This window comes from Shinella sp. CPCC 101442 (assembly GCF_024704725.1).
Classification (GTDB): Bacteria; Pseudomonadota; Alphaproteobacteria; order Rhizobiales; family Rhizobiaceae; genus Shinella.
On sequence record NZ_JALIQS010000002.1, the window covers coordinates 74,065 to 97,484 of the forward strand.

A 23,420-nucleotide genomic window follows, 5' to 3' on the forward strand; every position below is an offset into this window, starting at 1 on the left:
CGCTCCCGGCCTTTTCAATCTGTTGCGTGTCCCGAAGGGATCAAGCAGCTTCGGCAGCTTCTGCTTCAGCAGCAACGCGAACCTTGTCGGCTGCGCCCTTGGCGTCGACGTCGCGTTCCACGAACTCGATGACGGCGAGCGGGGCGTTGTCGCCGTAGCGGTAGCCGGCCTTCATGATACGCAGGTAGCCACCGTTGCGGCTGGCGTAGCGGGTTGCGATCGCATCGAACAGCTTCGAAACGACGGCAACGTCGCGGATCTGCGAGATCGCCTGGCGGCGAGCGTGCAGGTCGCCGCGCTTGCCGAGCGTGACGAGCTTTTCGACGATCGGGCGAATTTCCTTCGCCTTCGGCAGCGTCGTTACGATCTGCTCATGCAGGATGAGCGAAGCAGCCATGTTGGCGAACATCGCCTTGCGGTGGCTGGCAGTACGGTTGAGTTTGCGACCGGAATTCTGGTGGCGCATCTCTGGTCTCCTTCACATGCAGGCTGTTGCCTGCCGTTTGATGGTTAGTATTGGTCTTCGTAGCGCTTGGCGAGATCTTCGATGTTCTCGGGCGGCCATGCCGGCACTTCCATGCCGAGGTGCAGGCCCATGGAAGCGAGAACTTCCTTGATTTCGTTCAGCGACTTGCGACCAAAATTCGGAGTGCGAAGCATTTCGGCTTCGGTCTTCTGAATGAGATCGCCAATGTAGACGATGTTGTCGTTCTTCAGGCAGTTCGCCGAACGGACCGAAAGTTCCAGTTCGTCGACCTTCTTGAGGAGCGCCGGGTTGAAGGCGAGCTCGGTGACCGACTCTTCTTCGGCTTCCTTCTGCGGTTCGTCGAAGTTGACGAAGACCGAGAGCTGGTCCTGAAGAATGCGGGCCGCGAACGCGATCGCATCTTCGCCGGTGACGGAGCCGTCAGTCTCGATGGACATGGTCAGCTTGTCATAGTCGAGAACCTGGCCTTCACGGGTGTTTTCCACCTTGTAGGACACTTTCTTGACCGGCGAGTAGAGGCTGTCGACCGGGATAAGGCCGATCGGCGCGTCTTCGGAACGGTTGCGGTCGGCCGGGACATAGCCCTTGCCGTTGTTGACCGTGAACTCCATGCGGATTTCGGCGCCCTCGTCGAGGGTGCAGATGACATGGTTGGGGTTCAGGATCTCGATGTCGCCGACCGTCTGGATGTCACCAGCCGTAACAACGCCCGGACCCTGCTTGCGCACGACCATACGCTTGGAATCGTCGCCATCCATCTTGATGGCGATTTCCTTGATGTTGAGCACGATATCGGTCACGTCTTCGCGGACACCCGGGATCGACGAGAACTCGTGCAGGACGCCGTCGATCTGCACGGCGGTAACAGCCGCACCGCGCAGCGACGACAGGAGAACGCGACGCAGCGCGTTGCCGAGCGTCAGGCCGAAGCCACGCTCCAGCGGCTCGGCAACAAGGCTTGCCTTGGTGCGGCCGGAGGAGGAGAACTCCACCTTGTTCGGCTTGATCAGTTCCTGCCAGTTTTTCTGGATCATATGTTTTGCCTTCCGTTCGCCGCCACCATTCAATCGTGACGGCCGAGCCCTGAAGATGCATGGAAGCCGACCGGCTTCCATGACTGTTCGAATGCGATGATCAGACGCGACGCTTCTTGCGCGGACGGCAACCGTTGTGCGGGATCGGGGTCACGTCGCGGATCGACGTGATCATGAAGCCGGCAGCTTGGAGGGCGCGCAGAGCCGATTCACGGCCGGAACCCGGGCCGCAGACTTCGACTTCCAGCGACTTCATGCCGTGTTCCTGGGCCTTCTTGGCGCAGTCTTCAGCAGCGATCTGGGCAGCGAACGGGGTCGACTTACGCGAGCCCTTGAAGCCCTTGGCACCAGCCGACGACCAGGCAATGGCGTTGCCCTGTGCATCGGTGATGGTGATCATCGTGTTGTTGAACGAAGAATTGACGTGAGCAACACCCGAGGTGATGTTCTTGCGTTCGCGACGGCGGACGCGTGCGGCTTCCTTGGCCATGGGTAGTCCTTTCGTTGATCTCGACACCGCCGTAGTACCAGCGGCTCCACCGGGAAGAGACTGACGTCCCTGCCCTGAATAACAAATGCACGCGCGACCCCTGGGGTGATGCGTGCGGCGATATCGTCACTGCCGTAGTGCCAGCAGCTCCACCGACCGGGACCTTTGATAAAGCACAAGGCCCCGCTCGAAACTCAAAAGAGGCCGGCGCGAAGCGCCAGCCTCCTGTTCCCCGTTTCCGGGAAATTACTTCTTCTTGCCTGCGATGGCCTTCGCCGGGCCCTTGCGGGTACGGGCGTTGGTGTGCGTGCGCTGACCGCGGACCGGAAGGCCACGACGGTGACGCAGACCACGGTAGCAACCGAGGTCCATGAGGCGCTTGATGTTCATCGAGTTCTCGCGACGCAGGTCGCCTTCGACCTGGTAGTCGCGGTCGATGGCTTCGCGGATCTGCAGAACTTCTGCGTCCGTGAGCTGGTGCACGCGGCGATCAGCCGGAATACCGACCTTCTCGACGATTTCCTGTGCGAATTTCGGGCCGATCCCGTGGATATAGGTCAGCGCGATGACTACGCGCTTCGCGGTCGGGATGTTGACGCCAGCGATACGTGCCACGCCTGTTCTCCTTGCTTCCAGTTGCCATCCGGCAAGTGGTTTTCTTCATTCGATACGGCCGGGAAGACCGCGACTCAATTGATGTTCGGGACATGTCGAAAACGATCGTGCCCGGACTTCGTTCTTGGAAATCCGCGCCGATCGCAATGATATGTCGCGAGTTGGCGCTGTCTTAAGGGGGAATCGGCCAAAAAGTCAACTCCCTGGCCGGTCCTTTTTGCCCGAAATCAGGCGTTCTCCAGGATTCCACCGATCTCGGCAGTCACCTTGTCGACATTGGCCATGCCGTCGACCGTCTGAAGCTTGCCGGTCGACGCGTAATAGTTCGACAGCGGCGCGGTCTTCTCGCGGTATTCCGTGAGACGGCGCTTGAAGGCTTCCGGATTGTCGTCGGAGCGAACCGTACCGCCGGCGGCGATGGTTTCGGCTACACGATTCTCCATGCGCTTGACCAGCGCATCCTCATCCACCTTCAGCTCGATAACCGCGTCGAGAGCAATGCCCTTGCCGGCGAGGATCTGGTCGAGAGCTTCCGCCTGCGGAACCGTGCGCGGGTAACCATCGAGGATGAAGCCCTTGGCACAGTCGGCCGAATCGACGCGGTCGGAAACGATTTCGTTGACGATCGCGTCGGAGACGAGCTGGCCAGCATCCATGACGGCCTTGGCACGCTTGCCGACATCCGTGCCGGCGGCAACGGCCGCCCGCAGCATGTCACCGGTGGAAAGCTGCGGAATGCCGTATTTTTCCGTCAGAAGCTTGGCTTGCGTTCCCTTGCCAGCACCCGGCGGCCCCAAAAAAATCAGTCTCATCGTCCCCTCTTTCCTCCACGCAGCTTCGACTTCTTGATCAGCCCCTCATACTGCTGAGCAATCAGGTGACCCTGTATCTGTGCTACAGTATCCAGGGTCACGCTGACAACAATCAAAAGCGACGTACCACCAAGGTAGAATGGCACCCCGGTCTGCGCGATGAGGATTTCGGGAAGGATACAGACGAACATCAGGTAGGCCGCGCCGATGACCGTGATGCGGGTCAGCACGTAGTCGATATATTCGGCGGTGCGCTCGCCCGGACGGATGCCCGGAATGAAGCCGCCATGCTTCTTCAGGTTGTCGGCCGTGTCCTTCGGATTGAAGACGATGGCCGTGTAGAAGAAGGCGAAGAAGGCGATCATGGCGGCATAGAGCACCATGTAGAGCGGCTTGCCATGGCCGAGCGACGCGATGACGGCCGTCGCCCAGGACGGAAGCTCCGCCGTGTTCGAGAAGCCTGCCAGCGTGGCCGGCAGGAGCAGCAGCGAAGACGCGAAGATCGCCGGGATGACGCCCGCGGTGTTGAGCTTCAACGGCAGGTGCGAGGTATCGCCCTGGAACATGCGGTTGCCGACCTGGCGCTTCGGATACTGGATCAGAAGGCGGCGCTGGGCACGTTCCACGAAGACGATGAGCGCGATGACCACGACGGCCATGAGAACGACGGCGAGAATCACGCCGAACGACAGGGCGCCCGTGCGGCCAAGTTCGAGCGTGCCGGCCAGCGCACCCGGCAGGGCGGCGACGATACCGGCGAAGATGATCAGCGAAATACCGTTGCCGATGCCGCGCGAGGTGATCTGCTCACCGAGCCACATCAGGAACATCGTGCCGCCAAGCAGCGAGATGACCGTGGAAATGCGGAAGAACCAACCCGGATCGTTGACGAGCCCTGCCCCGCTCTCGAGACCGACCGCAATGCCGTAGGCCTGGAGTGTGCCGAGCAGCACCGTGCCGTAGCGCGTGTACTGGTTGATGATCTTGCGGCCCTGTTCGCCTTCCTTCTTCAGCTGTTCCAGCGAAGGCACGACCGACGTCATCAGCTGCACGATGATCGACGCAGAGATGTACGGCATGATGCCGAGCGCGAAGATCGCCATGCGCTCGACGGCGCCGCCGGAGAACATGTTGAACAGGCCGAGAATGCCGCCCGCCTGGCCGCGGAAGGCCTGGGCAAAGGCTTCGGGATTGAGGCCCGGCAACGGGATATAGGTGCCGAGACGATAGACAAGCAGCGCGCCCAGCGTAAACCAGAGACGCTTCTTCAGGTCTTCCGCCTTGGCGAAAGTCGAGAAGTTGAGATTAGAGGCAAGTTGTTCCGCTGCCGAAGCCATGCATTTCTCCGCGTAGCCGATCCGGCGGCGGTGAAGCCCGGCCAGGTCCGGAATGGCTGATCCGTTTGGCACCTGCGCCCGGCCCTCCCCGGACCGACGACGCCAATGCTGAAATTGGTCATGCCCGTCTGCCGTTGCAGCAAATCGGGCGGATGGAGCCTAAACCGGTTGAAACGCGGATTGTCAAGCAATCCCGGCCTCACTCTGGTTTTTCTTCCGGATAACGACGGGGACAAAAATCCATCCGGTCGTCGTGAGGCTCACATATGGGAGCAAAATCGCCCGGTGTGAAGCACACCGGGCGATAAATTTCGTCGAATTATTCGGCGGCTTCTGCAGCGGCCAGGAGAAGCTTGATCGAGCCACCGGCCTTTTCGATCTTCTCCAGGGCCGGCTTGGAGGCGCCGGCGACTTCGAACGTCACCTTGGCCTTCAGTTCGCCGTCGGCGAGGAGGCGAACGCCGTCCTTGACGCGACGGATAACGCCAGCAGCCTTGAGAGCTGCCGCATCAACCGTTGCCTTGCCGTCGAGCTTGCCGGCGTCGATAGCCTGCTGAACGCGACCGAGCGACACGATGGCGAAGTCGGACGAGAAGATGTTGGTGAAGCCGCGCTTCGGCAGGCGACGGTAGATGGGCATCTGACCGCCTTCGAAGCCGTTGATGGCGACGCCCGAACGAGCCTTCTGACCCTTGACGCCGCGACCACCGGTCTTGCCCGAACCCGAACCGATACCGCGACCTACGCGCTTGCGGTTCTTCGAAGAGCCTTCGTTGTCCTTGATTTCATTGAGTTTCATGATCTATCCCCTCACTTCTCTTCGACAACGCGAACGAGGTGCTGGACGGCACGGATCATGCCGCGGACAGACGGAGTGTCTTCCAGCGTGCGAACCCGGTGCATCTTGTTGAGGCCCAGACCAACGAGCGTTGCGCGCTGGATGGCCGGACGGCGGATGGGGCTGCCGATCTGCTCGACAGTCACCGTCTTCGAGGCGGTTTCTTTCTTAGCCATGATCAGTGCTCCTTATTCTTCGGCAGAGACGCCGGCAGACGTACGGCGAGCCTGCAGCGTGGCGTACTTCATGCCGCGCTGAGCTGCGATGTCCTTCGGGTGCATCTGGCTCTTGAGGGCATCGAACGTCGCACGAATCATGTTGTACGGGTTCGACGAACCGGTCGACTTGGCGACGACGTCATGAACGCCGAGCGTTTCGAAGACGGCGCGCATCGGACCACCGGCGATGATACCGGTACCGGCCTTGGCCGAACGCAGCAGCACCTTGCCGGCGCCGTGACGACCGTGCACGTCGTGGTGCAGCGTGCGGCCCGAGCGCAGCGGTACGAAGATGAGGTCGCGCTTGGCGGCTTCGGTGGCCTTCCGGATGGCTTCCGGAACTTCACGAGCCTTGCCATGGCCGAAGCCGACGCGGCCCTTCTGGTCGCCGACGACGACGAGAGCTGCGAAACCGAAACGACGGCCGCCCTTGACGACCTTTGCGACGCGGTTGATCGCGACGAGCTTATCGACAAACTCGCTGTCGCGCTCTTCGCGGTTCTGGCGGTCATCGCGACCGCGCTTTTCCTGTGCCATTGTCCTTTTCCTTTTTATTTTCCGGGTGCAATCGGCAGATTGACGAAAGCCGCCCCCATCTCGTTGAAAATGGAAGCGACAAATACCCTGAGCTGGTCGGCGGGCACCGAGGTGCCCGGCCGATTGATCAGAAGTTCAGACCACCTTCACGAGCGGCTTCGGCGAGAGCCTTGACGCGACCGTGATAGAGGAAAGCGCCACGGTCGAAGACGACGTCCTTGACGCCGGCCTTGACTGCGCGCTCGGCAATGAGCTTGCCGACGGCAGCAGCTGCTGCCGTGTCGGCGCCCGTCTTCAACGACGAACGCAGATCGGTGTCGAGCGTGGAGGCAGCCGCAAGGGTCTTGCCGTCAACGTCGTCGATAACCTGTACGTAGATGTTCTTCGACGAGCGATGAACCGACAGGCGCGGACGGCCGTTGGCCACCGCTTTGAGAGTACGGCGCACGCGGTTGGCGCGGCGCACGAGAGCTTCTTTTGTGCTAGCCATTTCGCGTGATCCTTACTTCTTCTTGCCTTCCTTGCGGACGATGCGTTCTTCCGCGTACTTGACGCCCTTGCCCTTGTAGGGCTCGGGGCCACGGTATTCGCGGATTTCCGCAGCGACCTGGCCGACCTGCTGCTTGTTGATGCCGGAGATGATGATTTCCGTCGGCTTCGGGACAACGATCGTGATGCCTTCAGGCGTCTGGTAGACGACGTCATGGCTGAAGCCGAGTGCCAGCTGCAGGTTCTTGCCCTGCAGCGACGCGCGGTAACCGACGCCGTTGATTTCGAGCTTACGCTCGTAGCCGTCCTTCACACCCTTGAAGATGTTCTCGACCATCGTGCGGGACATGCCCCACTTGGAACGAGCGTCCTTCGACTGGCTGGTCGGCTGGACGACAACGGCGTTGTCTTCGAGCTTTACCGAAACTTCGTCGTTCGCGACGAAGAACAGTTCGCCCTTCGGGCCCTTTGCGGTGACCTTCTGACCGTCAACGGTCGCGGTGACACCAGCGGGAACCTGAACGGGCTTCTTACCGATACGAGACATAGTTGTATCCTGTCTGTTCGTTATGGAGATCCTTGCCCAGTCTTAGAAGACCGAGCAAAGAATCTCGCCACCAACGTTCTGTTCGCGTGCCTGGTGATCGGCCATCACGCCCTTCGGGGTCGAAAGGATGGTGATGCCGAGGCCGTTCGCGACCTGCGGAATGGACTTGACCGAGACATAGACCCGGCGGCCCGGCTTGGAGACGCGGTCGATCTTGCGGATCACGGACGCGCCTTCGTAGTACTTGAGTTCGATGTTCAGCTCGGCCTTGCCGTTGCCGAATTCGACTTCCGAATATCCGCGGATGTAGCCTTCAGCCTGAAGGACATCCAGAACGCGGGCGCGCAGCGTGGAAGCCGGCGTCGAAACGCTGGACTTGCGGCGTGCGGCGCCGTTGCGGATACGGGTGAGCATATCGCCCAGGGGATCAGTCATTGCCATGTACCCGTCTCCTTACCAGCTCGACTTGACAATGCCCGGCACCTTGCCGGAATTGCCCAGTTCACGAAGCGCAATACGCGACATTCCGAGTTTGCGATAAAAGGCGCGCGGACGGCCCGTTACTTCGCAACGGTTACGGATGCGGGTCTTGGAACCATTGCGCGGCATTTCGGCAAGCTTCAGGGTAGCCTTGAAGCGCTCTTCGATCGGAAGAGACTGGTTCTGGATGATCGCCTTGAGGGCAGCACGCTTTGCAGCCTGGCTGGCGACCAGCTTGCGACGGCGGTTATTCTTCTCGACTGCGCTGGTTTTAGCCATAACAGTAATCCTTCTTTACGCTTGTCGTTACGGTCAGGCGCGGAACGGGAAGCTGAACTCTTTCAGAAGAGCGCGTGCTTCGTCGTCCGTCGGTGCCGTCGTGCAAACGATGATGTCCATGCCCCACATCTGATCAACCTTGTCGTAGTTGATCTCAGGGAACACAATGTGCTCCTTGATACCCATGGCGAAGTTGCCACGGCCATCGAAGGACTTCGGGTTCAGACCACGGAAGTCGCGTACGCGGGGCAGCGCGATGTTCACGAGGCGATCCAGAAATTCATACATGCGGGCGCCGCGCAGGGTGACCTTCGCGCCGATCGGCATGCCTTCGCGGAGCTTGAAGCCCGCGATGGAGTTACGAGCGCGCGTGATGACCGGCTTCTGGCCGGCGATCGCTGCGAGGTCGGCGGCTGCAACGGTCGGCTTCTTCGAATCCGCCGTGGATTCGCCCACGCCCATGTTGATCACGATCTTGTCGAGCTTCGGGATCTGCATTTCATTGGCGTAGGAGAACTGCTCCCGCAGTGCCGCGCGAATACGCTCGACATATTCCTTCTTGAGCCGGGGCTCATACTTGGTGTCAGCCATCGATCGACACTCCCGAACGCTTTGCTACACGAACCTTCTTGTCGCCCTCGACCTTGAAACCGACGCGGGTCGGCTTGCCGTCCTTGGGGTCGGCGATCGCGATGTTCGACAGGTGGATCGAAGCTTCCTTGGTGATGATGCCGGCTTCCTGGGTCTGGGTCTGGCGCTGGTGACGCTTCACCAGGTTGATACCCTTGACGACCGCACGGTCTTCCTTCGGCATTACCTGTACGACTTCACCGGTGCGGCCCTTGTCCTTGCCGGTGAGTACGACGACCTTGTCGCCTTTACGGATCTTCTGCATAGCCATCGCTCCTTAGAGTACTTCGGGAGCCAGCGAGATGATCTTCATGTGGTTCTTGGCGCGAAGTTCGCGCGGAACCGGTCCGAAGATACGGGTGCCGATGGGCTCTTTCTTGTTGTCGATCAGGACAGCGGCGTTGCTGTCAAAACGGATGACGCTGCCATCGGGGCGACGGATGTCCTTGGCGGTGCGAACAACAACCGCCTTCATCACATCACCCTTCTTCACGCGGCCGCGCGGGATAGCTTCCTTGATCGAGACGACGATAACGTCGCCGACCGAAGCGTACTTGCGCTTGGAGCCGCCCAGCACCTTGATGCACATGACACGACGTGCGCCGGAATTATCCGCCACGTCGAGGTTAGTCTGCATCTGAATCATGTCAGGTCGCCTTCTTGTTTTACCAGACCGGTTGGGCCAATCCCGATCAAGGAAAGGCCCCCTGTTCCAGCATATGGAAATTCATGTCTTCGCGCGGGAAGGTGTGTTGCCAGGGTGGTTTCCCTTCGGCGAACCGACGGACCTTCCGTGCGCTCAAAGCAAAAGAACGCTCGTGATTCCGAGCGTCCTTGCGCTGCTTCATACAGTGTTTCGCGCCAGACGCAAGGGCCAGGCGCGAAATCTGCAGATTTTAAGCCTGGGCCGCGAGAACGGTCCAGCGCTTGTCCTTGGAAATCGGGGCGCATTCCTGAATGGAAACGACGTCGCCGACCTTGAACTGGTTGGCTTCGTCATGCGCCTTGTACTTCTTGGACCGACGAACGGTCTTCTGAAGCAGGGGATGGGCAAAACGGCGTTCGACGCGGACGACAACGGTCTTGTCGTTCTTGTCGCTGACAACAGTGCCCTGCAGAATGCGTTTCGGCATATTTTTTGGTCCTTAGGCCTTGGCTTCTGCCGCCTTCTGGCGGGCAATGGTCTTGACGCGCGCGATGTCCTTGCGGACTTCGTTGATGCGCGAGGTCTTTTCGAGCTGGCCTGTCGCCTTCTGGAAGCGCAGGTTGAACTGCTCTTTCTTCAGCTTGGCCAGTTCGTCGTTCAGCTGGTCGGCGCTCAGCGCCTTGACGTCTGCGGCTTTCATGACGCTCGCTCCTTACTCTGCAATGCGCTGTACGAAGCGCGTCTTGACCGAGAGCTTGGCCGAGCCGAGACGAAGCGCCTCACGGGCGATCTCCTCGGAGACACCGTCGATCTCGAACATCATACGACCAGGCTTGACCTTGGCTGCCCAGTATTCGACCGAACCCTTACCCTTACCCATGCGGACTTCCGTGGGCTTCGCGGTGACCGGGACGTCGGGGAACACGCGGATCCACACACGGCCGGCACGCTTCATGTAACGGGTGATCGCGCGGCGGGCCGCTTCGATCTCGCGAGCGTTCACGCGATTCGGTTCCTGAGCCTTCAAGCCGAACTCGCCGAAAGCGAGGTCGGAGCCGCCCTTGGCGACACCCTTGATGCGGCCCTTGAACTGCTTGCGGTACTTGGTACGCTTTGGCTGCAACATTTTTTTACTTCTCCGATATTGGCTGCCAAACGCGACTGTTACGCGTTTTCACGACGACGGTCGCCGCGATCGCCGCGTTCACGGCTTGCGGGACCCTGGCTGTCACTTTCGCTTGCGCGACGCTCAGAGGCCATCGGGTCATGCTCAAGGATTTCGCCCTTGAAGATCCAGACCTTGATGCCGCAGATGCCGAATGCGGTCTTGGCTTCCGCCGTACCGTAGTCGATGTCTGCACGCAGCGTGTGAAGCGGAACGCGACCTTCGCGGTACCATTCCGTACGGGCGATTTCCGCGCCGCCGAGACGGCCGCCGCAGGTGATCTTGATGCCTTCGGCGCCAAGACGCATTGCGGACTGAACAGCGCGCTTCATCGCACGGCGGAAAGCCACGCGGCGTTCGAGCTGCTGGGCGATCGACTGGGCGACGAGGGTCGCGTCGACTTCCGGCTTGCGCACTTCAACGATGTTGAGGTGCGTTTCGGAATTCGTCATCTCGGCAAGCTTCTTGCGGAGCTTCTCGATGTCTGCACCCTTCTTGCCGATGATCAGACCCGGACGAGCCGAGTGGATCGTGACGCGGCACTTCTTGTGCGGACGCTCGATGACGACCTTGGCGATACCGGCCTGCTTCAGCTCTTCCATGACGAAAGCGCGGATCTTCAGGTCTTCGTGGAGCAGCTGGCTGTATTCAGCATTGTCGGCGAACCAACGGCTGTCCCAGGTACGGTTGATGCCGAGGCGGAAACCGATTGGATTAATCTTCTGGCCCATTATGCGGCCTCCCCTTTGGCTTCAACTTCACGGACGACGATCGTGAGATGCGAGAAAGGCTTCTCGATCCGCGATGCGCGGCCGCGGCCACGGGCGTGGAAACGCTTCATGACAATCGACTTGCCGACATACGCTTCCGCGACGATCAGGCTGTCGACGTCGAGGTCGTGGTTGTTTTCTGCGTTGGCGATAGCAGATTCAAGCGTCTTCTTGACGGTCTCAGCGCTACGCTTGCGCGAGAATTCAAGCTCAGCAAGAGCCTTGTCCACCTTCTTGCCGCGGATGAGCGCAGCAAGCAGGTTGAGCTTCTGGGGGCTGACGCGGATCGTGCGCGCGATGGCCTGCGCCTCATTATCCTTCAGCCGACGTTCGGCTTTAGCCTTACCCATCGTTACTTCCTCTTCGCCTTCTTGTCCGCACCGTGACCGTAATAGGTCCGGGTCGGAGCGAATTCACCAAACTTGTGGCCGACCATGTCTTCGTTGACAGCAACCGGGATGTGCTTGCTGCCATTGTAGACGCCGAAGGTCAGTCCAACGAACTGCGGCAGGATCGTGGAGCGACGGCTCCAGATCTTGATTACTTCGCTGCGACCGCCTTCACGAACCTTCTCAGCCTTCTTGAGAAGATAGCCGTCAACAAACGGGCCTTTCCATACTGAACGAGCCATTCCTGACTACCTCTCTTACTTCTTCTTCAAGTGGCGCGAGCGCATGATGAACTTGTCGGTCGACTTGTTCGAGCGGGTACGCTTGCCCTTGGTGGGCTTGCCCCACGGGGAAACCGGGTGACGACCACCGGAGGTGCGGCCTTCGCCACCACCGTGCGGGTGGTCGACGGGGTTCATGACGACACCGCGGTTATGCGGGGTCTTGCCGCGCCAGCGCGTGCGACCGGCCTTACCGTCGTTGATGTTGCCGTGATCCGGGTTGGATACGGCGCCGACCGTTGCGAGGCAGGTGGCGTGAACCAGACGCTGCTCGCCAGAGTTCAGGCGAAGGATCGCCATGCCCTGGTCGCGGCCAACCAGCTGTACGAAGGTGCCGGCCGAACGGGCGATCTGACCACCCTTGCCGGGCTTCATTTCGACGTTGTGAACGATCGAACCAACCGGGATGTACTGCAGCGGCATGGTGTTGCCGGGCTTGACGTCAACCGCCTTGTTGGAGGCGATGACCTTGTCGCCGGCTGCCAGGCGCTGCGGGGCCAGGATGTAGGCCTGTTCGCCGTCGGCATAATCCACCAGAGCGATGAACGCGGTGCGGTTCGGGTCGTATTCCAGGCGGGCGATCGTGCCTTCGACGTCGAACTTGCGACGCTTGAAGTCGACGAGACGGTAGGTGCGCTTGTGACCGCCGCCGATAAAGCGGGCAGTGATGCGACCGAGGTTGTTACGACCACCGCTCTTGGAGAGACCTTCGGTCAGAGCCTTGACGGGCTTGCCTTTGTGAAGGCCAGACCGATCGACGATGACCAGCTGGCGCTGGCTCGGAGTGGTCGGGTTGTAGCTTTTCAATGCCATTTTCTTGTTTCCTCTTTAGCCGACTGCTCGATTAGAGCCCGGTGGAGACGTCGATGGACTGACCGTCAGCAAGTGTGACGATAGCCTTCTTGACATCTCCCTGCCGGCCGGCGAAGCCGCGGAAACGCTTAACCTTGCCCTTGCGGACGAGCGTGTTCACAGCCGTGACCTTGACGCCGAAGAGTGCTTCCACAGCAGCCTTGATTTCAGGCTTGGAGGCGCGCTTGGCAACGTTGAAGACGATCTGGTTGTTTTCGGAGACCAGCGTCGACTTTTCGGTGATCGAAGGAGATACGATCACATCGTAGTGGCGAAGATCCGTCATTTGAACCGCTCCTCGAGGGCTTCTACAGCAGCCTTGGAGAGCACGAGCTTGCCGCGGCGCAGGATATCGTAAACATTGATGCCCTGGATCGGCAGAACATCCACGTTCGGGATGTTGCGTGCTGCGAGCTTGAAGTTGCCGTCAAGTTCAGCGCCGCCGATGAAGAGCGCATTGGTGAGGCCGAGCGAAGCGAATACGCCGGCCAGAGCCTTCGTCTTGGCTTCCGAGGCAACGAGGTCGTCGATGATGATGACGTCGTCAGCCTTGATCTTGGCCGAGAGGGCATGACGCAGGCCGAGCGCGCGAACCTGCTTGGGCAGATCGTGGGCGTGGCTGCGGGAAACCGGGCCGTGAGCCTTGGCACCGCCGCGGAACTGCGGAGCGCGAGCCGAATGGTGACGAGCGCGGCCCGTACCCTTCTGCTTGTACATCTTGGCGCCGGTGCGCGACACTTCAGCGCGCGTCAGCGACTGGTGCGTGCCCTGCTGCTTCTTGGCGAGCTGCCAGCGGATGACGCGGGCAATGATGTCTTCGCGCGGCTCGAGGCCGAAGATCGCGTCGGAGACGGAAACCTTGCCGGCGTCTTTCCCTGCGAGGGTCGTGACTTTGAGATCCATGATCAGGCTCCCTTACTTAGCTGCGGCGCGCACGGCGGCCGGACGCGGAGCGTCGGACGGGGTGCCGGACTTGACGGCGTCGCGGACCACGATCCAGGCACCCTTGGAGCCCGGGACAGCGCCCTTGACGAGAATGAGACCGCGCTCTTCGTCGGTGGAGACGACTTCGAGGTTCTGGGTGGTGACGCGCGTCTGGCCCATGTGACCAGCCATGCGCTTGCCCTTCCAGACCTTGCCCGGGTCCTGGTTGTTACCCGTCGAACCGTGCGAACGGTGCGAAACGGAAACGCCGTGCGTTGCACGAAGACCACCGAAGTTGTGGCGCTTCATGGCACCGGCAAAACCCTTACCGATCGTGGTGCCGGTAACATCGACGAGCTGGCCGGCGACGAAATGGCTTGCGGTCAGTTCCGCACCGATATCGATGAGGTTGTCTTCCGAAACGCGAAACTCGACGAGCTTGGCCTTCGGCTCGACGCTTGCGGCGGCGAACTGGCCGCGCAACGCCTTTGCCGTGTTCTTCACCTTGGAAGAGCCGGCGCCGAGCTGAACGGCCGTGTAGCCGTTCTTGTCCTGCGTACGCTGAGCAACGACCTGGACGTTGTCCAGTCGCAGTACTGTTACAGGGATGTGCTCACCTGCGTCATTATAGACGCGAGTCATCCCTACTTTCTGTGCAATCACACCTGAACGCATGGTTCAATCCTCTTAGAAGTCCTGGCGGGAGCGTGAAGTCCCGTCATGCCTCTTGGTTTAAGGATTCCACTTCGGCCTCAAGGACCGTCGGGTTTCCCGTTTTTAGAAGACGTCGGCTTTCGCCACGTACCTTCCTTGTTATTCGGCTTAACGCCGGACTTAGAGTTTGATCTCTACGTCTACACCGGCCGCAAGGTCGAGCTTCATAAGAGCATCGACCGTCTGCGGCGTCGGATCTACGATGTCGAGCAGGCGCTTATGGGTGCGCATCTCGAACTGTTCACGGCTCTTCTTGTCCACGTGGGGCGAACGGTTGACGGTGAACTTTTCAATACGGGTCGGGAGAGGAACGGGACCGCGGACGCTTGCGCCGGTGCGCTTTGCCGTCGACACGATTTCGCGCGTGGAGGCATCAAGGATCCGATGGTCAAACGCCTTGAGGCGGATGCGGATGTTCTGGCCGTTCATACGACTTTTTCCTTAGTTCGTTATTCGCGATTCGCTTGGGGAATGCGCGTTTTTTGATTCTGCGGTTCCCATAAAGGAACGCGCACGAAAACACAATGCCGAAAGGCCAGTCCGCTAAATTATCAAAGACCGGAGGGGCAGGATAACACCCTGCCCTTCCCATTTCAGCGGCTTGAAGCCTTAAGACTTACTCGACGATCGAAGCGACGATGCCGGCGCCGACGGTACGACCGCCTTCACGGATCGCGAAGCGCAGCTTCTCTTCCATCGCGATCGGAACGATCAGCTCGACGGCAACCGTGACGTTGTCGCCCGGCATGACCATTTCCGTGCCTTCCGGAAGCGAAACGATGCCCGTTACGTCCGTCGTGCGGAAGTAGAACTGCGGACGGTAGTTCGTGAAGAACGGCGTATGACGGCCGCCTTCTTCCTTCGTCAGGATGTAGGCTTCTGCCATGAACTTCTTGTGCGGCTTGACCGAACCCGGCTTGCACAGGATCTGGCCACGCTCGACGCCGTCACGCTGAACGCCACGGATCAGCGCGCCGACATTGTCGCCGGCCTGGCCCTGGTCGAGCAGCTTGCGGAACATTTCAACGCCGGTAACCGTCGTCTTGGTCGTCGGGCGGATGCCGACGATTTCGACTTCTTCACCAACCTTGACGATGCCACGCTCGACGCGGCCGGTCACGACCGTACCACGACCCGAGATCGAGAACACGTCTTCGATCGGCAGCAGGAACGGCTGGTCGATCGGACGCTCAGGCGTCGGGATGTAGGCGTCGACAGCAGCCATCAGCTCGCGGATCGCGTCTTCACCGATCTTCTTGTCCGAATCTTCCAGAGCGGCCAGAGCCGAACCCTTGACGATCGGAATGTCGTCGCCCGGGAAGTCGTAGGACGACAGAAGTTCGCGCACTTCCAGCTCGACGAGCTCGAGAAGCTCGGCGTCGTCAACCTGGTCGACCTTGTTCAGGAACACCACGATGGCGGGAACGCCAACCTGGCGGGCGAGCAGGATGTGCTCGCGCGTCTGCGGCATCGGGCCGTCAGCTGCCGAGCAGACCAGGATCGCGCCGTCCATCTGGGCAGCACCGGTGATCATGTTCTTGACGTAGTCGGCGTGGCCGGGGCAGTCGACGTGCGCGTAGTGACGGTTCGGCGTCTCGTATTCGACGTGCGCCGTCGAGATGGTGATGCCGCGCGCCTTTTCTTCCGGGGCAGCGTCGATCTGGTCGTACGCCTTGAACTCGCCGAAATACTTCGTGATCGCTGCCGTCAGCGACGTCTTGCCATGGTCGACGTGGCCGATCGTGCCGATGTTTACGTGAGGCTTGTTGCGCTCAAACTTGCTCTTTGCCATTTCCGGCTCTCCGTTCGTAATCCCGCTAGGGGAAATTCATACAAATTGCTTTTGGGGGCGCACCCCGGTCACTTCTGACCGGAATACTTTGCCTGGATTTCCTGCGCGACGTTCGACGGAACCGGCGCATAGTGATCGAAGACCATCGAGTACTGGGCGCGGCCCTGCGACATGGAGCGCAGGTTGTCCACGTACTTGAACATGTTGGCCAGCGGCACGTTGGCGGCAATCACGACGGCTACGCCGCGCGATTCCTGGCCCTGGATCTGGCCACGACGGGAGTTCAGGTCGCCGATAACGTCGCCGACATAGTCTTCCGGCGTTACGACTTCGACCTTCATCATCGGCTCGAGCAGCTGGGCGCCGGCTTCACGGGACGCTTCACGGAAGCAGGCACGCGATGCGATTTCGAAGGCGAGGACCGAGGAGTCGACATCGTGGTAGGCGCCGTCGATGAGCGTCGCCTTGACGCCGAGCATCGGGAAGCCTGCGAGCGGACCCGAGGACAGAACGCTTTCGATACCCTTCTGAACGCCCGGAATGTATTCCTTCGGAACAGAACCACCGACGATCTTGGATTCGAAGAGGAAATCTTCGCCTTCCGGGTTCGGTTCGAACACGAGCTTCACGCGGGCGAACTGGCCGGTACCACCGGTCTGCTTCTTGTGCGTGTAGTCCTTTTCGGTCTTACGCGTGATCGTCTCACGGTAAGCAACCTGCGGAGCGCCGACATTGGCTTCGACCTTGAACTCGCGACGCATACGGTCGACGATGATGTCCAGGTGAAGTTCACCCATGCCTGCGATGATCGTCTGGCCGGATTCTTCGTCGGTCTTGACGCGGAAGGACGGATCTTCAGCGGCCAGGCGGTTGAGCGCGAGGCCCATCTTTTCCTGGTCGTTCTTCGTCTTCGGCTCGATCGCGATCTGGATAACCGGTTCCGGGAATTCCATGCGCTCGAGGATAACCGGCTTCAGCGGATCGCAGAGCGTATCGCCCGTCGTCGTGTCCTTGAGACCGGCGAGAGCAACGATGTCGCCTGCGAAGGCTTCTTCGATGTCTTCACGCGAGTTCGAATGCATCTGCAGCATGCGGCCGACGCGCTCGCGCTTTTCCTTGACCGTGTTCATGACCGACGTGCCCTTTTCGAGCTTGCCGGAATAGATGCGGGCGAAGGTGAGCGAACCGACGAAGGGGTCGTTCATGATCTTGAACGCGAGCATGGACAGCGGCTCGTTGTCATCGGCGTGACGCTCGATGTCGGCTTCCGTCTTGACGTCGATACCCTTGATCGCCGGGATGTCTGCCGGGGACGGCAGGTAATCGACGACGGCGTCGAGCAGCGGCTGAACGCCCTTGTTCTTGAACGCGGTACCGCAGAACATCGGGTGGAACTTCACGTCGATGGTGCCGCGGCGAACGAGCGCACGAATCTGGTCGTTGTCCGGGTAGTTACCTTCGAGATAGGCTTCCATCGCGGCTTCGTCGATTTCGACGACGGTCTCGATGAGCTTCTCGCGGTATTCTTCGGCCTGGGCCTTCATGTCTTCCGGGATTTCGACGACGTCCCACTGGGCGCCGAGCGATTCATCGCGCCAGACGAGAGCATTCATCTCGACCAGGTCGATAACGCCCTTGAACTCGGTCTCAGCGCCGATCGGCAGCTGCATGACGACCGGGATCGCACCGAGACGCGACTTGATCATGGACACCGAGCGGTAGAAGTCCGCGCCGGTCTTGTCCATCTTGTTGCAGAAGATCATGCGCGGAACGTTGTACTTCTCAGCCTGACGCCAGACGGTTTCCGTCTGCGGCTCTACACCGGCGTTGGCATCGAGAAGGGCAATCGCACCGTCGAGAACGCGCAGCGAACGCTCGACTTCAATGGTGAAGTCAACGTGGCCGGGGGTGTCGATGATGTTGAAGCGGCGGGTCTTGCCGTCACGGCCCTTCCAGTAGGTCGTGGTGGCAGCGGACGTGATCGTGATGCCGCGTTCCTGCTCCTGCTCCATCCAGTCCATCGTCGCGGCGCCGTCATGGACTTCGCCGATCTTGTGGGACTTGCCGGTGTAGTAGAGGATACGTTCGGTCGTCGTCGTCTTGCCGGCGTCGATATGCGCCATGATACCGAAATTACGGTAGTCTTCGATTTTGTATTCGCGAGCCATTTCGGACTCCTTTCGAGACGTTAGTTTCGGTTACCAGCGGTAGTGCGAGAATGCACGGTTGGCGTCAGCCATCTTGTGCGTGTCTTCGCGCTTCTTCACTGCGCTGCCGCGATTGTTCGCTGCGTCCATGAGTTCGCCGGAAAGGCGCTCGACCATGGTCGTTTCGTTACGCTTGCGGGCAGCTGCGATCAGCCAACGGATTGCGAGAGCCTGACGGCGCTCCGGACGGACATCGACCGGAACCTGGTACGTCGCACCACCAACGCGGCGCGAACGTACTTCGACGTGCGGCGCAACGTTATCGAGAGCCGAATGGAACACCGTGACCGGGTCCTGCTTGGCCTTGCCCTGAACAACATCGAAGGCGCCGTAAACGATCGTTTCGGCGACGGACTTCTTGCCGTCCAGCATGATGGCGTTCATGAACTTGGTGACTACGAGATCGCCGAACTTCGGGTCCGGATTGATCTCGCGCTTTTCTGCTCTATGGCGACGGGACATACTTTTTGTCTCTCAAACTTGGAATGATCTGGCCAGCGAAATGGCGCTGGTTACTGTATTACTTCGGACGCTTCGCACCGTACTTGGAGCGGCGCTGCTTGCGGTTCTTGACGCCCTGGGTGTCGAGAACGCCGCGGATGATGTGGTAACGCACGCCCGGCAAGTCCTTTACGCGGCCGCCACGGATCATGACGACAGAGTGCTCCTGCAGGTTGTGACCTTCGCCCGGGATATAGCCGATGACTTCGAAGCCATTGGTCAGGCGGATCTTGGCGACCTTACGCAGAGCCGAGTTCGGCTTCTTCGGGGTCGTCGTGTAGACGCGGGTGCAAACGCCGCGCTTCTGGGGGTTTTCCTGCAGAGCAGGAACCTTGTTGCGCTTAACCGACGCCTGGCGCGGCTTGCGGATCAACTGGTTTACGGTAGGCATAGACCCATCCCTTATCGTGTCTCATTACCCTTGCGGGCGATAGGTGGCCACACGCGTGTTCATGCGCAATAAAAGGCCGACCCGCTTGAGCGGATGACCTTTGATAGGCAGAGGACGCGATTTAACCGCGTCATGCGTGCAGCATTCATGTTCTCAACGTGCGTCGAGCCCTGTTTGAGGCGAACTTCAGAACGAGTCGTTCCGAACCAGCCAGCCTCACATAGGCTCTGATGGCGTGCGGTCTACTGAGTTAAGGGCAAAAGGTCAAGGGGCGAGGAGAAAGAATCCCGGCCTGGAATGGCTGGCCTGCCTGAGAAGCAGGGCTTTCGGCCCCCTCGCCGCCCCGTTTGGCGGCACTTTCGGCATCTCCAGTCGGAGCCTGACAATATTAAGAATGCATGAAGATGGAATCAACCGGAAAGAGTCGCCCGGCGGCGGATGCATCCACTGATTCCCGTTCACCGAGTCGGCCAGGCCGTCATTTTGTCATTGGGTCTTGTCGCCCTACCCTTTATAGAACTCATATCATTGACCCGAAAGGAGCCCGCCATGGCGTCTAGCGCCGACAACGACAACGACAGCAACACGCCCGACGAGCCCATGGTCTTCATCATCATCGGCAAGGCCTATGAACGCGAGGGCACCGAGGGCATTGACATCCACGTCATGCTGCGCGCGCCTGACGACGACAGCGCGGTGCGCGAGGCACTCAATGCGCTTTCGGAGGAAGGGTTTCTCGAGGCTGACCTCGATCAGATCGGCACGCTGAACGGCCAGCCGGAGGACGAGCCACACGCCTCGGCCTACAAGGGCGCGCTCGAGGGCGAAGTGGCGATTATCCGTTTTGCATAAGGAATGCGGCCCAGGCATTGGGCAATGCCTGGGCCGATGCGCTGGTAGATAAAGCCTCTCCTGTCGGACCGTCTCCGATCGGAAGGCAGGCTCGCCCCCATGCCGAGCGCATGCCAAACCGACGGCCCTATGCGATGATGTCGAAATCCGACGCCGTTAATGTAAGTCCCTTGCCGAGAAACGCGATTTGCACCGCCGCAGCGCTGCCATCCCCGTCCAGATCGTAGAACAGTTCTCCGCTCACCTTATCATAGATGATACGGTCGCTGGCATCGTGCGCCTTGGCGCCGGCATGAAATGCCGCGGTTGCTAGGTCGCCGACCTTTCCGGCCTTGGTGAACACGTCGTCATCGAGCCAGATCGTGTCATCCTTGACGTTGAAGTCAGCGATCGTGTCGATGTTGGCAGCTCTGGGCTTGGTGTCGAAAACGAACACATCCTTGCCGTCGCCGCCCTTTAGGAGGTCCTTTCCAAGGCCCCCATAAAGTTTGTCATTCCCGACTCTGCCACTCAGTTCGTTGGCAACGCTGCTTCCCTTGATGCTGTCATTGCCATCCGTGCCAACAGCGTTCTCGATATTGGCGAGCGTGTCGGTTCCGCCGTAACCATCGGTCGCCTTGCCGGACGCCAAATCAACCTCGACGCCCTTGTTGCCACCGTGTTGGTAGTCGCGGTCATACCGGATCGTGTCGATCCCGCCTCGGCCATCAACGACGTCATTGCCACCTAGCGGACGGAACTCATCCGCCCCTGCGGAACCGGAGATCTTGTCGACGAACTGCGTTCCCTTGATGCGCTCGATGTTCTTGAACGTTTCCGCAAAACCCCAGGGGTCGGTCGCCGTTCCCTTGGCCATGTCGACGACGACACCCTTGGCACCGGTCGGGTCATTATAGGCGTCATCGAAAGTGAGCTGATCTATGCTCCCAGTGCTCGTGCCACCATCATAGGTATCGGCGCCGCGCCCCCCGGCGAGGTTGTCGCCACCCCCGCCGCCAATCAGCGTGTCTTTGCCGCCAAACCCCCAAAGCTCATCGCCCCCGGCGCTCCCCTTGAGCACATCCGCGCCTTTCAGCACGATGCTCGCGGTATACCAGGAGTCACCCTGATTAACCGTCTTGTAGAAGTCGCTGCCCGCCCATTTCAGGCCGGTAAGGGTTTGCATAACCTCACCGCCCCCACTCTCGACGAGCTTGAGCGAGGTGATCGTGCCGCCATTGAGTGTGCCGCCCTTTGAAATATATTTGAGATTGGCGCCTGTGATCACGAGATCGACGCCGTTGTCCATACGATAGACGGCGCTGGTCGATGTGCTCTTGATGTATTTTCCGGAGACCAGCAGTTCACCCAGAGCCGGATTGTAATCCGTGGCCCAGTGGTTGGGCAGGTACTGCCCGGGAAACTGCCCGTAAGGCATCTTCATAGTGTAGGTAGCCATGGTGTCCCCCTGCTGCAAAACGGTATTTCTTGATCGACATATCACCAGGGCTCAAACAATCGCCCCCCAATTGGAGGGTATTTCAGCGGGAATACACGTGGAGACCATTGCCTGAATCGCCGCCATGACAGCGAGCCAAACCGAAACGGAGCCGTTCGGCCGCATTAGCGCAAGGGAAACACCATCCACCGCGTATCTGGCATCCCAATAGTCGTTTGTTTTTTTTGCGAAGTGCTCCACGATGGCGCATAGGCGGGAGTTGGGGACCGCCGGTGAAGCAATGCTGGAACGCTTATGGAAGCAATACAGTCCGAACTGATCGGCAAGATCTATGAAGCAGCAATATTCAAGGACCGCTGGCCCGAGGTTGTCGCTGCGATAGGCCGCTATTGCGATTTATGGGGCGGCGCACTCACCTGGGAGGTCGGCGGCGAACGCAGATGGATGGTAACGCCCAACCTTCTCGAAGTGCTGGGCGAGTTCGTGGCCGAAGGCTGGGCGGCAAAAAACACCCGGCTGGAGAGGACCAATCGCGCGGGCCAGTTCTCCTTTGTACGAGAGGCGGACCTCTTCACCGCGGAAGAGCGGCGCACCATGCCGATCTATCGAGATTTTTTCACGCCGCGCGGCTTGGGATGCGCCACGTCTACACTGATAGCCGGTCCCGAAAACACCGGTATGAGCCTCATCTTCGAGCAGACGCTCATTAAAGGCAATATCGGCGACGAAGCGATCCGTATCCTAAACAGCCTGCGGCCGCATATCGCCAGAAGCCTCGTTCTGGCAACGGAGCTGGACCAGCAGAAAGCCGACCTTTTGACCACCGGCCTGAGTGCGATCGGCGCACCCGCTGCCATCGTGCAGGACAATGGGTGTGTATTGTCGGCAAATCCGCTCTTTACGACAGCGCTACGCCGCGTCTCGATCCGCGCCCGCGACCGGATTTTCCTTCACGATGAAAGCGCCAATCGATTGCTCCATGACGCACTGGCGAGCATTGCCAGTGACCAGATCAAATCGATCCCGCTGCCGGCGACCGAGGAGGAGCAGGCCTGCATCGTGCACGTCATACCGCTGTGCGGGAACGCTCTTGATTTTTCGCCACGGGGCACCGCCATTGTTCTGATTGCCCAGCCGGCGGCAGCGCAGGCGAACGATCTGCGCATCTTGAAAGGGCTTTATGACCTGACCCGCAGCGAAGCGCGCATCGCCATCGAGATACAAAGCGGCATGGCCTTGCCGGAAATCGCCAGGCGACTAGGCATTTCCTACGAAACGGCGCGCAGCGTGGCCAAAGCCATCTACGCCAAGACCGGCAGCTCCGGACAAAGCGACCTCGTTCGCCGTTTGTCGGTCGTGGCCAGATATACGCTGTCATCGTCACCGCAAGATCCCCCAAACGGGTGAAGACCGCTCACGGAATTGGCCTATTCATTGTCGTGCACGCGTTGTGCGGATGGATGGAGCGAAACATGAAAAAGACGTTGGTCGCATTGATGTGCCTGGGTTTTCTCGCCGGGTGCCAGACAGTGCTGAAAAGCGAACCGGGCAAAGGCCAGTTGCCTTTCGGCAAGCAGGTTCTGGTGGATGACGGTTCCTGTCCGTCGGGTCAGATCAAACAGATCACAGGCGGCAATGGCGCAGACATCCCCCGCAAGCGGGAGTGCATCGCGACACCGCAACAATAGAGCCGAGAACCTGGAAA

At 60.0% G+C, this 23,420-nt stretch carries 35 protein-coding genes; 3 read left to right on the plus strand and 32 right to left on the minus strand.

Features of this window, described 5'->3' with window-relative positions; all coding sequences use genetic code 11:
- Positions 1-40: 40 nt before the first annotated feature.
- The 31 genes from rplQ to rpsL form a co-directional block, all read right to left on the minus strand.
- Positions 41-466 (minus strand): 50S ribosomal protein L17, encoded by a 426-nt coding sequence (gene rplQ, locus MUO32_RS05510; RefSeq protein ID WP_257947253.1) that lies wholly within the window; start codon positions 464-466, stop codon positions 41-43.
- Positions 467-510: 44 nt separating this feature from the next.
- Positions 511-1,521 carry a DNA-directed RNA polymerase subunit alpha gene (locus MUO32_RS05515; RefSeq protein ID WP_256116145.1) on the minus strand — a complete coding sequence of 337 codons (1,011 nt, stop codon included), beginning with the start codon at positions 1,519-1,521 and terminating at the stop codon, positions 511-513.
- Positions 1,522-1,621: 100 nt separating this feature from the next.
- Positions 1,622-2,011, minus strand: a complete 390-nt coding sequence (gene rpsK, locus MUO32_RS05520) for a 30S ribosomal protein S11 (protein ID WP_023513823.1) — start codon at positions 2,009-2,011, stop codon at positions 1,622-1,624.
- A 246-nt stretch (positions 2,012-2,257) separates the two neighbouring features.
- Positions 2,258-2,626, minus strand: coding sequence for a 30S ribosomal protein S13 (rpsM, locus tag MUO32_RS05525; RefSeq protein ID WP_257947254.1), 369 nt, complete (start codon positions 2,624-2,626; stop codon positions 2,258-2,260).
- Positions 2,627-2,853: 227 nt separating this feature from the next.
- On the minus strand, positions 2,854-3,438 hold the full coding sequence (locus tag MUO32_RS05530; protein ID WP_257947255.1) for an adenylate kinase: 585 nt from the start codon (positions 3,436-3,438) through the stop codon (positions 2,854-2,856).
- Positions 3,435-4,775, minus strand: a complete 1,341-nt coding sequence (secY, locus tag MUO32_RS05535) for a preprotein translocase subunit SecY (protein ID WP_257947256.1) — start codon at positions 4,773-4,775, stop codon at positions 3,435-3,437. Before secY ends, MUO32_RS05530 begins: the two co-directional genes overlap by 4 nt.
- 319 nt (positions 4,776-5,094) lie before the next feature.
- Positions 5,095-5,574 carry a 50S ribosomal protein L15 gene (gene rplO / locus MUO32_RS05540; protein ID WP_257947257.1) on the minus strand — a complete coding sequence of 160 codons (480 nt, stop codon included), beginning with the start codon at positions 5,572-5,574 and terminating at the stop codon, positions 5,095-5,097.
- A gap of 11 nt (positions 5,575-5,585) precedes the next feature.
- Positions 5,586-5,789: a 50S ribosomal protein L30 gene (rpmD, locus tag MUO32_RS05545; RefSeq protein ID WP_257947258.1), complete on the minus strand. Its 204-nt coding sequence runs from the start codon at positions 5,787-5,789 to the stop codon at positions 5,586-5,588.
- A 12-nt stretch (positions 5,790-5,801) separates the two neighbouring features.
- Complete coding sequence (gene rpsE / locus MUO32_RS05550; RefSeq protein WP_244760740.1) at positions 5,802-6,368, minus strand: 30S ribosomal protein S5; 567 nt, start codon at positions 6,366-6,368, stop codon at positions 5,802-5,804.
- 127 nt (positions 6,369-6,495) lie between these two features.
- Complete coding sequence (rplR, locus tag MUO32_RS05555) at positions 6,496-6,858, minus strand: 50S ribosomal protein L18 (protein ID WP_244760739.1); 363 nt, start codon at positions 6,856-6,858, stop codon at positions 6,496-6,498.
- A gap of 12 nt (positions 6,859-6,870) precedes the next feature.
- Positions 6,871-7,404 (minus strand): 50S ribosomal protein L6, encoded by a 534-nt coding sequence (gene rplF / locus MUO32_RS05560; protein ID WP_257947259.1) that lies wholly within the window; start codon positions 7,402-7,404, stop codon positions 6,871-6,873.
- A 42-nt stretch (positions 7,405-7,446) separates the two neighbouring features.
- Positions 7,447-7,845, minus strand: coding sequence for a 30S ribosomal protein S8 (gene rpsH, locus MUO32_RS05565; protein WP_257947260.1), 399 nt, complete (start codon positions 7,843-7,845; stop codon positions 7,447-7,449).
- Between the two features lie 12 nt (positions 7,846-7,857).
- Complete coding sequence (gene rpsN, locus MUO32_RS05570; RefSeq protein WP_257947261.1) at positions 7,858-8,163, minus strand: 30S ribosomal protein S14; 306 nt, start codon at positions 8,161-8,163, stop codon at positions 7,858-7,860.
- 33 nt (positions 8,164-8,196) lie between these two features.
- Positions 8,197-8,754 (minus strand): 50S ribosomal protein L5, encoded by a 558-nt coding sequence (gene rplE, locus MUO32_RS05575; protein WP_257947262.1) that lies wholly within the window; start codon positions 8,752-8,754, stop codon positions 8,197-8,199.
- Positions 8,747-9,058 (minus strand): 50S ribosomal protein L24, encoded by a 312-nt coding sequence (rplX, locus tag MUO32_RS05580; RefSeq protein ID WP_024270443.1) that lies wholly within the window; start codon positions 9,056-9,058, stop codon positions 8,747-8,749. Before rplX ends, rplE begins: the two co-directional genes overlap by 8 nt.
- A gap of 12 nt (positions 9,059-9,070) precedes the next feature.
- The gene (gene rplN, locus MUO32_RS05585; protein ID WP_117372293.1) at positions 9,071-9,439 is read right to left on the minus strand and encodes a 50S ribosomal protein L14; all 369 of its coding nucleotides are present in this window, start codon (positions 9,437-9,439) and stop codon (positions 9,071-9,073) included.
- A 250-nt stretch (positions 9,440-9,689) separates the two neighbouring features.
- The gene (rpsQ, locus tag MUO32_RS05590) at positions 9,690-9,926 is read right to left on the minus strand and encodes a 30S ribosomal protein S17 (protein ID WP_257947263.1); all 237 of its coding nucleotides are present in this window, start codon (positions 9,924-9,926) and stop codon (positions 9,690-9,692) included.
- Between the two features lie 12 nt (positions 9,927-9,938).
- Entirely contained in the window at positions 9,939-10,139 is a 201-nt protein-coding gene (rpmC, locus tag MUO32_RS05595; protein WP_117372291.1) for a 50S ribosomal protein L29, read from the minus strand.
- Between the two features lie 12 nt (positions 10,140-10,151).
- Entirely contained in the window at positions 10,152-10,565 is a 414-nt protein-coding gene (rplP, locus tag MUO32_RS05600; protein ID WP_117372290.1) for a 50S ribosomal protein L16, read from the minus strand.
- Positions 10,566-10,603: 38 nt separating this feature from the next.
- A complete protein-coding gene (gene rpsC, locus MUO32_RS05605) occupies positions 10,604-11,335 on the minus strand; it encodes a 30S ribosomal protein S3 (RefSeq protein ID WP_257947264.1) in 732 nt (243 codons plus the stop codon).
- On the minus strand, positions 11,335-11,724 hold the full coding sequence (gene rplV, locus MUO32_RS05610; RefSeq protein WP_069059031.1) for a 50S ribosomal protein L22: 390 nt from the start codon (positions 11,722-11,724) through the stop codon (positions 11,335-11,337). The genes rpsC and rplV overlap by 1 nt, the downstream gene beginning before the upstream one ends.
- A gap of 2 nt (positions 11,725-11,726) precedes the next feature.
- Positions 11,727-12,005, minus strand: a complete 279-nt coding sequence (gene rpsS, locus MUO32_RS05615; RefSeq protein WP_023517272.1) for a 30S ribosomal protein S19 — start codon at positions 12,003-12,005, stop codon at positions 11,727-11,729.
- A 15-nt stretch (positions 12,006-12,020) separates the two neighbouring features.
- Positions 12,021-12,857: a 50S ribosomal protein L2 gene (gene rplB, locus MUO32_RS05620; RefSeq protein ID WP_257947265.1), complete on the minus strand. Its 837-nt coding sequence runs from the start codon at positions 12,855-12,857 to the stop codon at positions 12,021-12,023.
- A gap of 31 nt (positions 12,858-12,888) precedes the next feature.
- Positions 12,889-13,182, minus strand: a complete 294-nt coding sequence (locus MUO32_RS05625; protein ID WP_117372286.1) for a 50S ribosomal protein L23 — start codon at positions 13,180-13,182, stop codon at positions 12,889-12,891.
- Positions 13,179-13,799 carry a 50S ribosomal protein L4 gene (gene rplD / locus MUO32_RS05630; protein ID WP_257947266.1) on the minus strand — a complete coding sequence of 207 codons (621 nt, stop codon included), beginning with the start codon at positions 13,797-13,799 and terminating at the stop codon, positions 13,179-13,181. Before rplD ends, MUO32_RS05625 begins: the two co-directional genes overlap by 4 nt.
- 12 nt (positions 13,800-13,811) lie before the next feature.
- Positions 13,812-14,495 (minus strand): 50S ribosomal protein L3, encoded by a 684-nt coding sequence (gene rplC, locus MUO32_RS05635; protein WP_257947267.1) that lies wholly within the window; start codon positions 14,493-14,495, stop codon positions 13,812-13,814.
- 159 nt (positions 14,496-14,654) lie between these two features.
- A complete protein-coding gene (gene rpsJ, locus MUO32_RS05640; RefSeq protein ID WP_003507767.1) occupies positions 14,655-14,963 on the minus strand; it encodes a 30S ribosomal protein S10 in 309 nt (102 codons plus the stop codon).
- Positions 14,964-15,150: 187 nt separating this feature from the next.
- The gene (tuf, locus tag MUO32_RS05645; RefSeq protein ID WP_257947268.1) at positions 15,151-16,326 is read right to left on the minus strand and encodes an elongation factor Tu; all 1,176 of its coding nucleotides are present in this window, start codon (positions 16,324-16,326) and stop codon (positions 15,151-15,153) included.
- A gap of 68 nt (positions 16,327-16,394) precedes the next feature.
- On the minus strand, positions 16,395-18,494 hold the full coding sequence (gene fusA, locus MUO32_RS05650; RefSeq protein ID WP_257947269.1) for an elongation factor G: 2,100 nt from the start codon (positions 18,492-18,494) through the stop codon (positions 16,395-16,397).
- A 30-nt stretch (positions 18,495-18,524) separates the two neighbouring features.
- Entirely contained in the window at positions 18,525-18,995 is a 471-nt protein-coding gene (gene rpsG / locus MUO32_RS05655) for a 30S ribosomal protein S7 (protein ID WP_069059038.1), read from the minus strand.
- Positions 18,996-19,053: 58 nt separating this feature from the next.
- A complete protein-coding gene (rpsL, locus tag MUO32_RS05660; protein WP_022719193.1) occupies positions 19,054-19,425 on the minus strand; it encodes a 30S ribosomal protein S12 in 372 nt (123 codons plus the stop codon).
- A gap of 549 nt (positions 19,426-19,974) precedes the next feature.
- Here rpsL and MUO32_RS05665 point away from each other — a divergent pair.
- The gene (locus MUO32_RS05665; RefSeq protein ID WP_257947270.1) at positions 19,975-20,277 is read left to right on the plus strand and encodes a transcriptional regulator; all 303 of its coding nucleotides are present in this window, start codon (positions 19,975-19,977) and stop codon (positions 20,275-20,277) included.
- Positions 20,278-20,404: 127 nt separating this feature from the next.
- On the opposite strand, the gene MUO32_RS05670 is transcribed toward MUO32_RS05665, so the two are convergent.
- Complete coding sequence (locus MUO32_RS05670) at positions 20,405-21,715, minus strand: calcium-binding protein (RefSeq protein WP_257947271.1); 1,311 nt, start codon at positions 21,713-21,715, stop codon at positions 20,405-20,407.
- Positions 21,716-22,009: 294 nt separating this feature from the next.
- Here MUO32_RS05670 and MUO32_RS05675 point away from each other — a divergent pair, with 294 nt between their 5' ends.
- The gene (locus tag MUO32_RS05675) at positions 22,010-23,122 is read left to right on the plus strand and encodes a LuxR family transcriptional regulator (protein ID WP_257947272.1); all 1,113 of its coding nucleotides are present in this window, start codon (positions 22,010-22,012) and stop codon (positions 23,120-23,122) included.
- 65 nt (positions 23,123-23,187) lie between these two features.
- A complete protein-coding gene (locus MUO32_RS05680; protein WP_257947273.1) occupies positions 23,188-23,403 on the plus strand; it encodes a DUF6719 family protein in 216 nt (71 codons plus the stop codon).
- The last annotated feature ends 17 nt before the right edge of the window (positions 23,404-23,420 follow it).

What these genes read in the sequence shown, in the direction of transcription:
- tuf (WP_257947268.1), bottom strand. Translation starts at nt 16,326, where the DNA reads ATGGCAAAGAGCAAGTTTGAGCGCAACAAGCCTCACGTAAACATCGGC.
- rpsC (WP_257947264.1), bottom strand. Translation starts at nt 11,335, where the DNA reads ATGGGCCAGAAGATTAATCCAATCGGTTTCCGCCTCGGCATCAACCGT.
- rplO (WP_257947257.1), bottom strand. Translation starts at nt 5,574, where the DNA reads ATGAAACTCAATGAAATCAAGGACAACGAAGGCTCTTCGAAGAACCGC.
- rpsJ (WP_003507767.1), bottom strand. Translation starts at nt 14,963, where the DNA reads ATGAACGGCCAGAACATCCGCATCCGCCTCAAGGCGTTTGACCATCGG.
- rplR (WP_244760739.1), bottom strand. Translation starts at nt 6,858, where the DNA reads ATGGCTAGCACAAAAGAAGCTCTCGTGCGCCGCGCCAACCGCGTGCGC.
- rplF (WP_257947259.1), bottom strand. Translation starts at nt 7,404, where the DNA reads ATGTCTCGTATCGGTAAGAAGCCCGTTCAGGTTCCCGCTGGTGTCACC.
- rplQ (WP_257947253.1), bottom strand. Translation starts at nt 466, where the DNA reads ATGCGCCACCAGAATTCCGGTCGCAAACTCAACCGTACTGCCAGCCAC.
- rplE (WP_257947262.1), bottom strand. Translation starts at nt 8,754, where the DNA reads ATGGCTGACACCAAGTATGAGCCCCGGCTCAAGAAGGAATATGTCGAG.
- rplN (WP_117372293.1), bottom strand. Translation starts at nt 9,439, where the DNA reads ATGATTCAGATGCAGACTAACCTCGACGTGGCGGATAATTCCGGCGCA.
- rpsQ (WP_257947263.1), bottom strand. Translation starts at nt 9,926, where the DNA reads ATGCCGAAACGCATTCTGCAGGGCACTGTTGTCAGCGACAAGAACGAC.
- rpsS (WP_023517272.1), bottom strand. Translation starts at nt 12,005, where the DNA reads ATGGCTCGTTCAGTATGGAAAGGCCCGTTTGTTGACGGCTATCTTCTC.
- rpsN (WP_257947261.1), bottom strand. Translation starts at nt 8,163, where the DNA reads ATGGCTAAAACCAGCGCAGTCGAGAAGAATAACCGCCGTCGCAAGCTG.
- secY (WP_257947256.1), bottom strand. Translation starts at nt 4,775, where the DNA reads ATGGCTTCGGCAGCGGAACAACTTGCCTCTAATCTCAACTTCTCGACT.
- rpsH (WP_257947260.1), bottom strand. Translation starts at nt 7,845, where the DNA reads ATGGCAATGACTGATCCCCTGGGCGATATGCTCACCCGTATCCGCAAC.
- MUO32_RS05665 (WP_257947270.1), top strand. Translation starts at nt 19,975, where the DNA reads ATGGCGTCTAGCGCCGACAACGACAACGACAGCAACACGCCCGACGAG.
- MUO32_RS05680 (WP_257947273.1), top strand. Translation starts at nt 23,188, where the DNA reads ATGAAAAAGACGTTGGTCGCATTGATGTGCCTGGGTTTTCTCGCCGGG.
- rpsL (WP_022719193.1), bottom strand. Translation starts at nt 19,425, where the DNA reads ATGCCTACCGTAAACCAGTTGATCCGCAAGCCGCGCCAGGCGTCGGTT.
- MUO32_RS05675 (WP_257947272.1), top strand. Translation starts at nt 22,010, where the DNA reads ATGGAAGCAATACAGTCCGAACTGATCGGCAAGATCTATGAAGCAGCA.
- rpsG (WP_069059038.1), bottom strand. Translation starts at nt 18,995, where the DNA reads ATGTCCCGTCGCCATAGAGCAGAAAAGCGCGAGATCAATCCGGACCCG.
- MUO32_RS05530 (WP_257947255.1), bottom strand. Translation starts at nt 3,438, where the DNA reads ATGAGACTGATTTTTTTGGGGCCGCCGGGTGCTGGCAAGGGAACGCAA.
- rplD (WP_257947266.1), bottom strand. Translation starts at nt 13,799, where the DNA reads ATGGATCTCAAAGTCACGACCCTCGCAGGGAAAGACGCCGGCAAGGTT.
- rplP (WP_117372290.1), bottom strand. Translation starts at nt 10,565, where the DNA reads ATGTTGCAGCCAAAGCGTACCAAGTACCGCAAGCAGTTCAAGGGCCGC.
- rpsK (WP_023513823.1), bottom strand. Translation starts at nt 2,011, where the DNA reads ATGGCCAAGGAAGCCGCACGCGTCCGCCGTCGCGAACGCAAGAACATC.
- rpsE (WP_244760740.1), bottom strand. Translation starts at nt 6,368, where the DNA reads ATGGCACAGGAAAAGCGCGGTCGCGATGACCGCCAGAACCGCGAAGAG.
- MUO32_RS05670 (WP_257947271.1), bottom strand. Translation starts at nt 21,715, where the DNA reads ATGGCTACCTACACTATGAAGATGCCTTACGGGCAGTTTCCCGGGCAG.
- rplC (WP_257947267.1), bottom strand. Translation starts at nt 14,495, where the DNA reads ATGCGTTCAGGTGTGATTGCACAGAAAGTAGGGATGACTCGCGTCTAT.
- rpmD (WP_257947258.1), bottom strand. Translation starts at nt 5,789, where the DNA reads ATGGCTAAGAAAGAAACCGCCTCGAAGACGGTGACTGTCGAGCAGATC.
- rpmC (WP_117372291.1), bottom strand. Translation starts at nt 10,139, where the DNA reads ATGAAAGCCGCAGACGTCAAGGCGCTGAGCGCCGACCAGCTGAACGAC.
- rplX (WP_024270443.1), bottom strand. Translation starts at nt 9,058, where the DNA reads ATGCAGAAGATCCGTAAAGGCGACAAGGTCGTCGTACTCACCGGCAAG.
- MUO32_RS05625 (WP_117372286.1), bottom strand. Translation starts at nt 13,182, where the DNA reads ATGACGGATCTTCGCCACTACGATGTGATCGTATCTCCTTCGATCACC.
- fusA (WP_257947269.1), bottom strand. Translation starts at nt 18,494, where the DNA reads ATGGCTCGCGAATACAAAATCGAAGACTACCGTAATTTCGGTATCATG.
- MUO32_RS05515 (WP_256116145.1), bottom strand. Translation starts at nt 1,521, where the DNA reads ATGATCCAGAAAAACTGGCAGGAACTGATCAAGCCGAACAAGGTGGAG.
- rplV (WP_069059031.1), bottom strand. Translation starts at nt 11,724, where the DNA reads ATGGGTAAGGCTAAAGCCGAACGTCGGCTGAAGGATAATGAGGCGCAG.
- rplB (WP_257947265.1), bottom strand. Translation starts at nt 12,857, where the DNA reads ATGGCATTGAAAAGCTACAACCCGACCACTCCGAGCCAGCGCCAGCTG.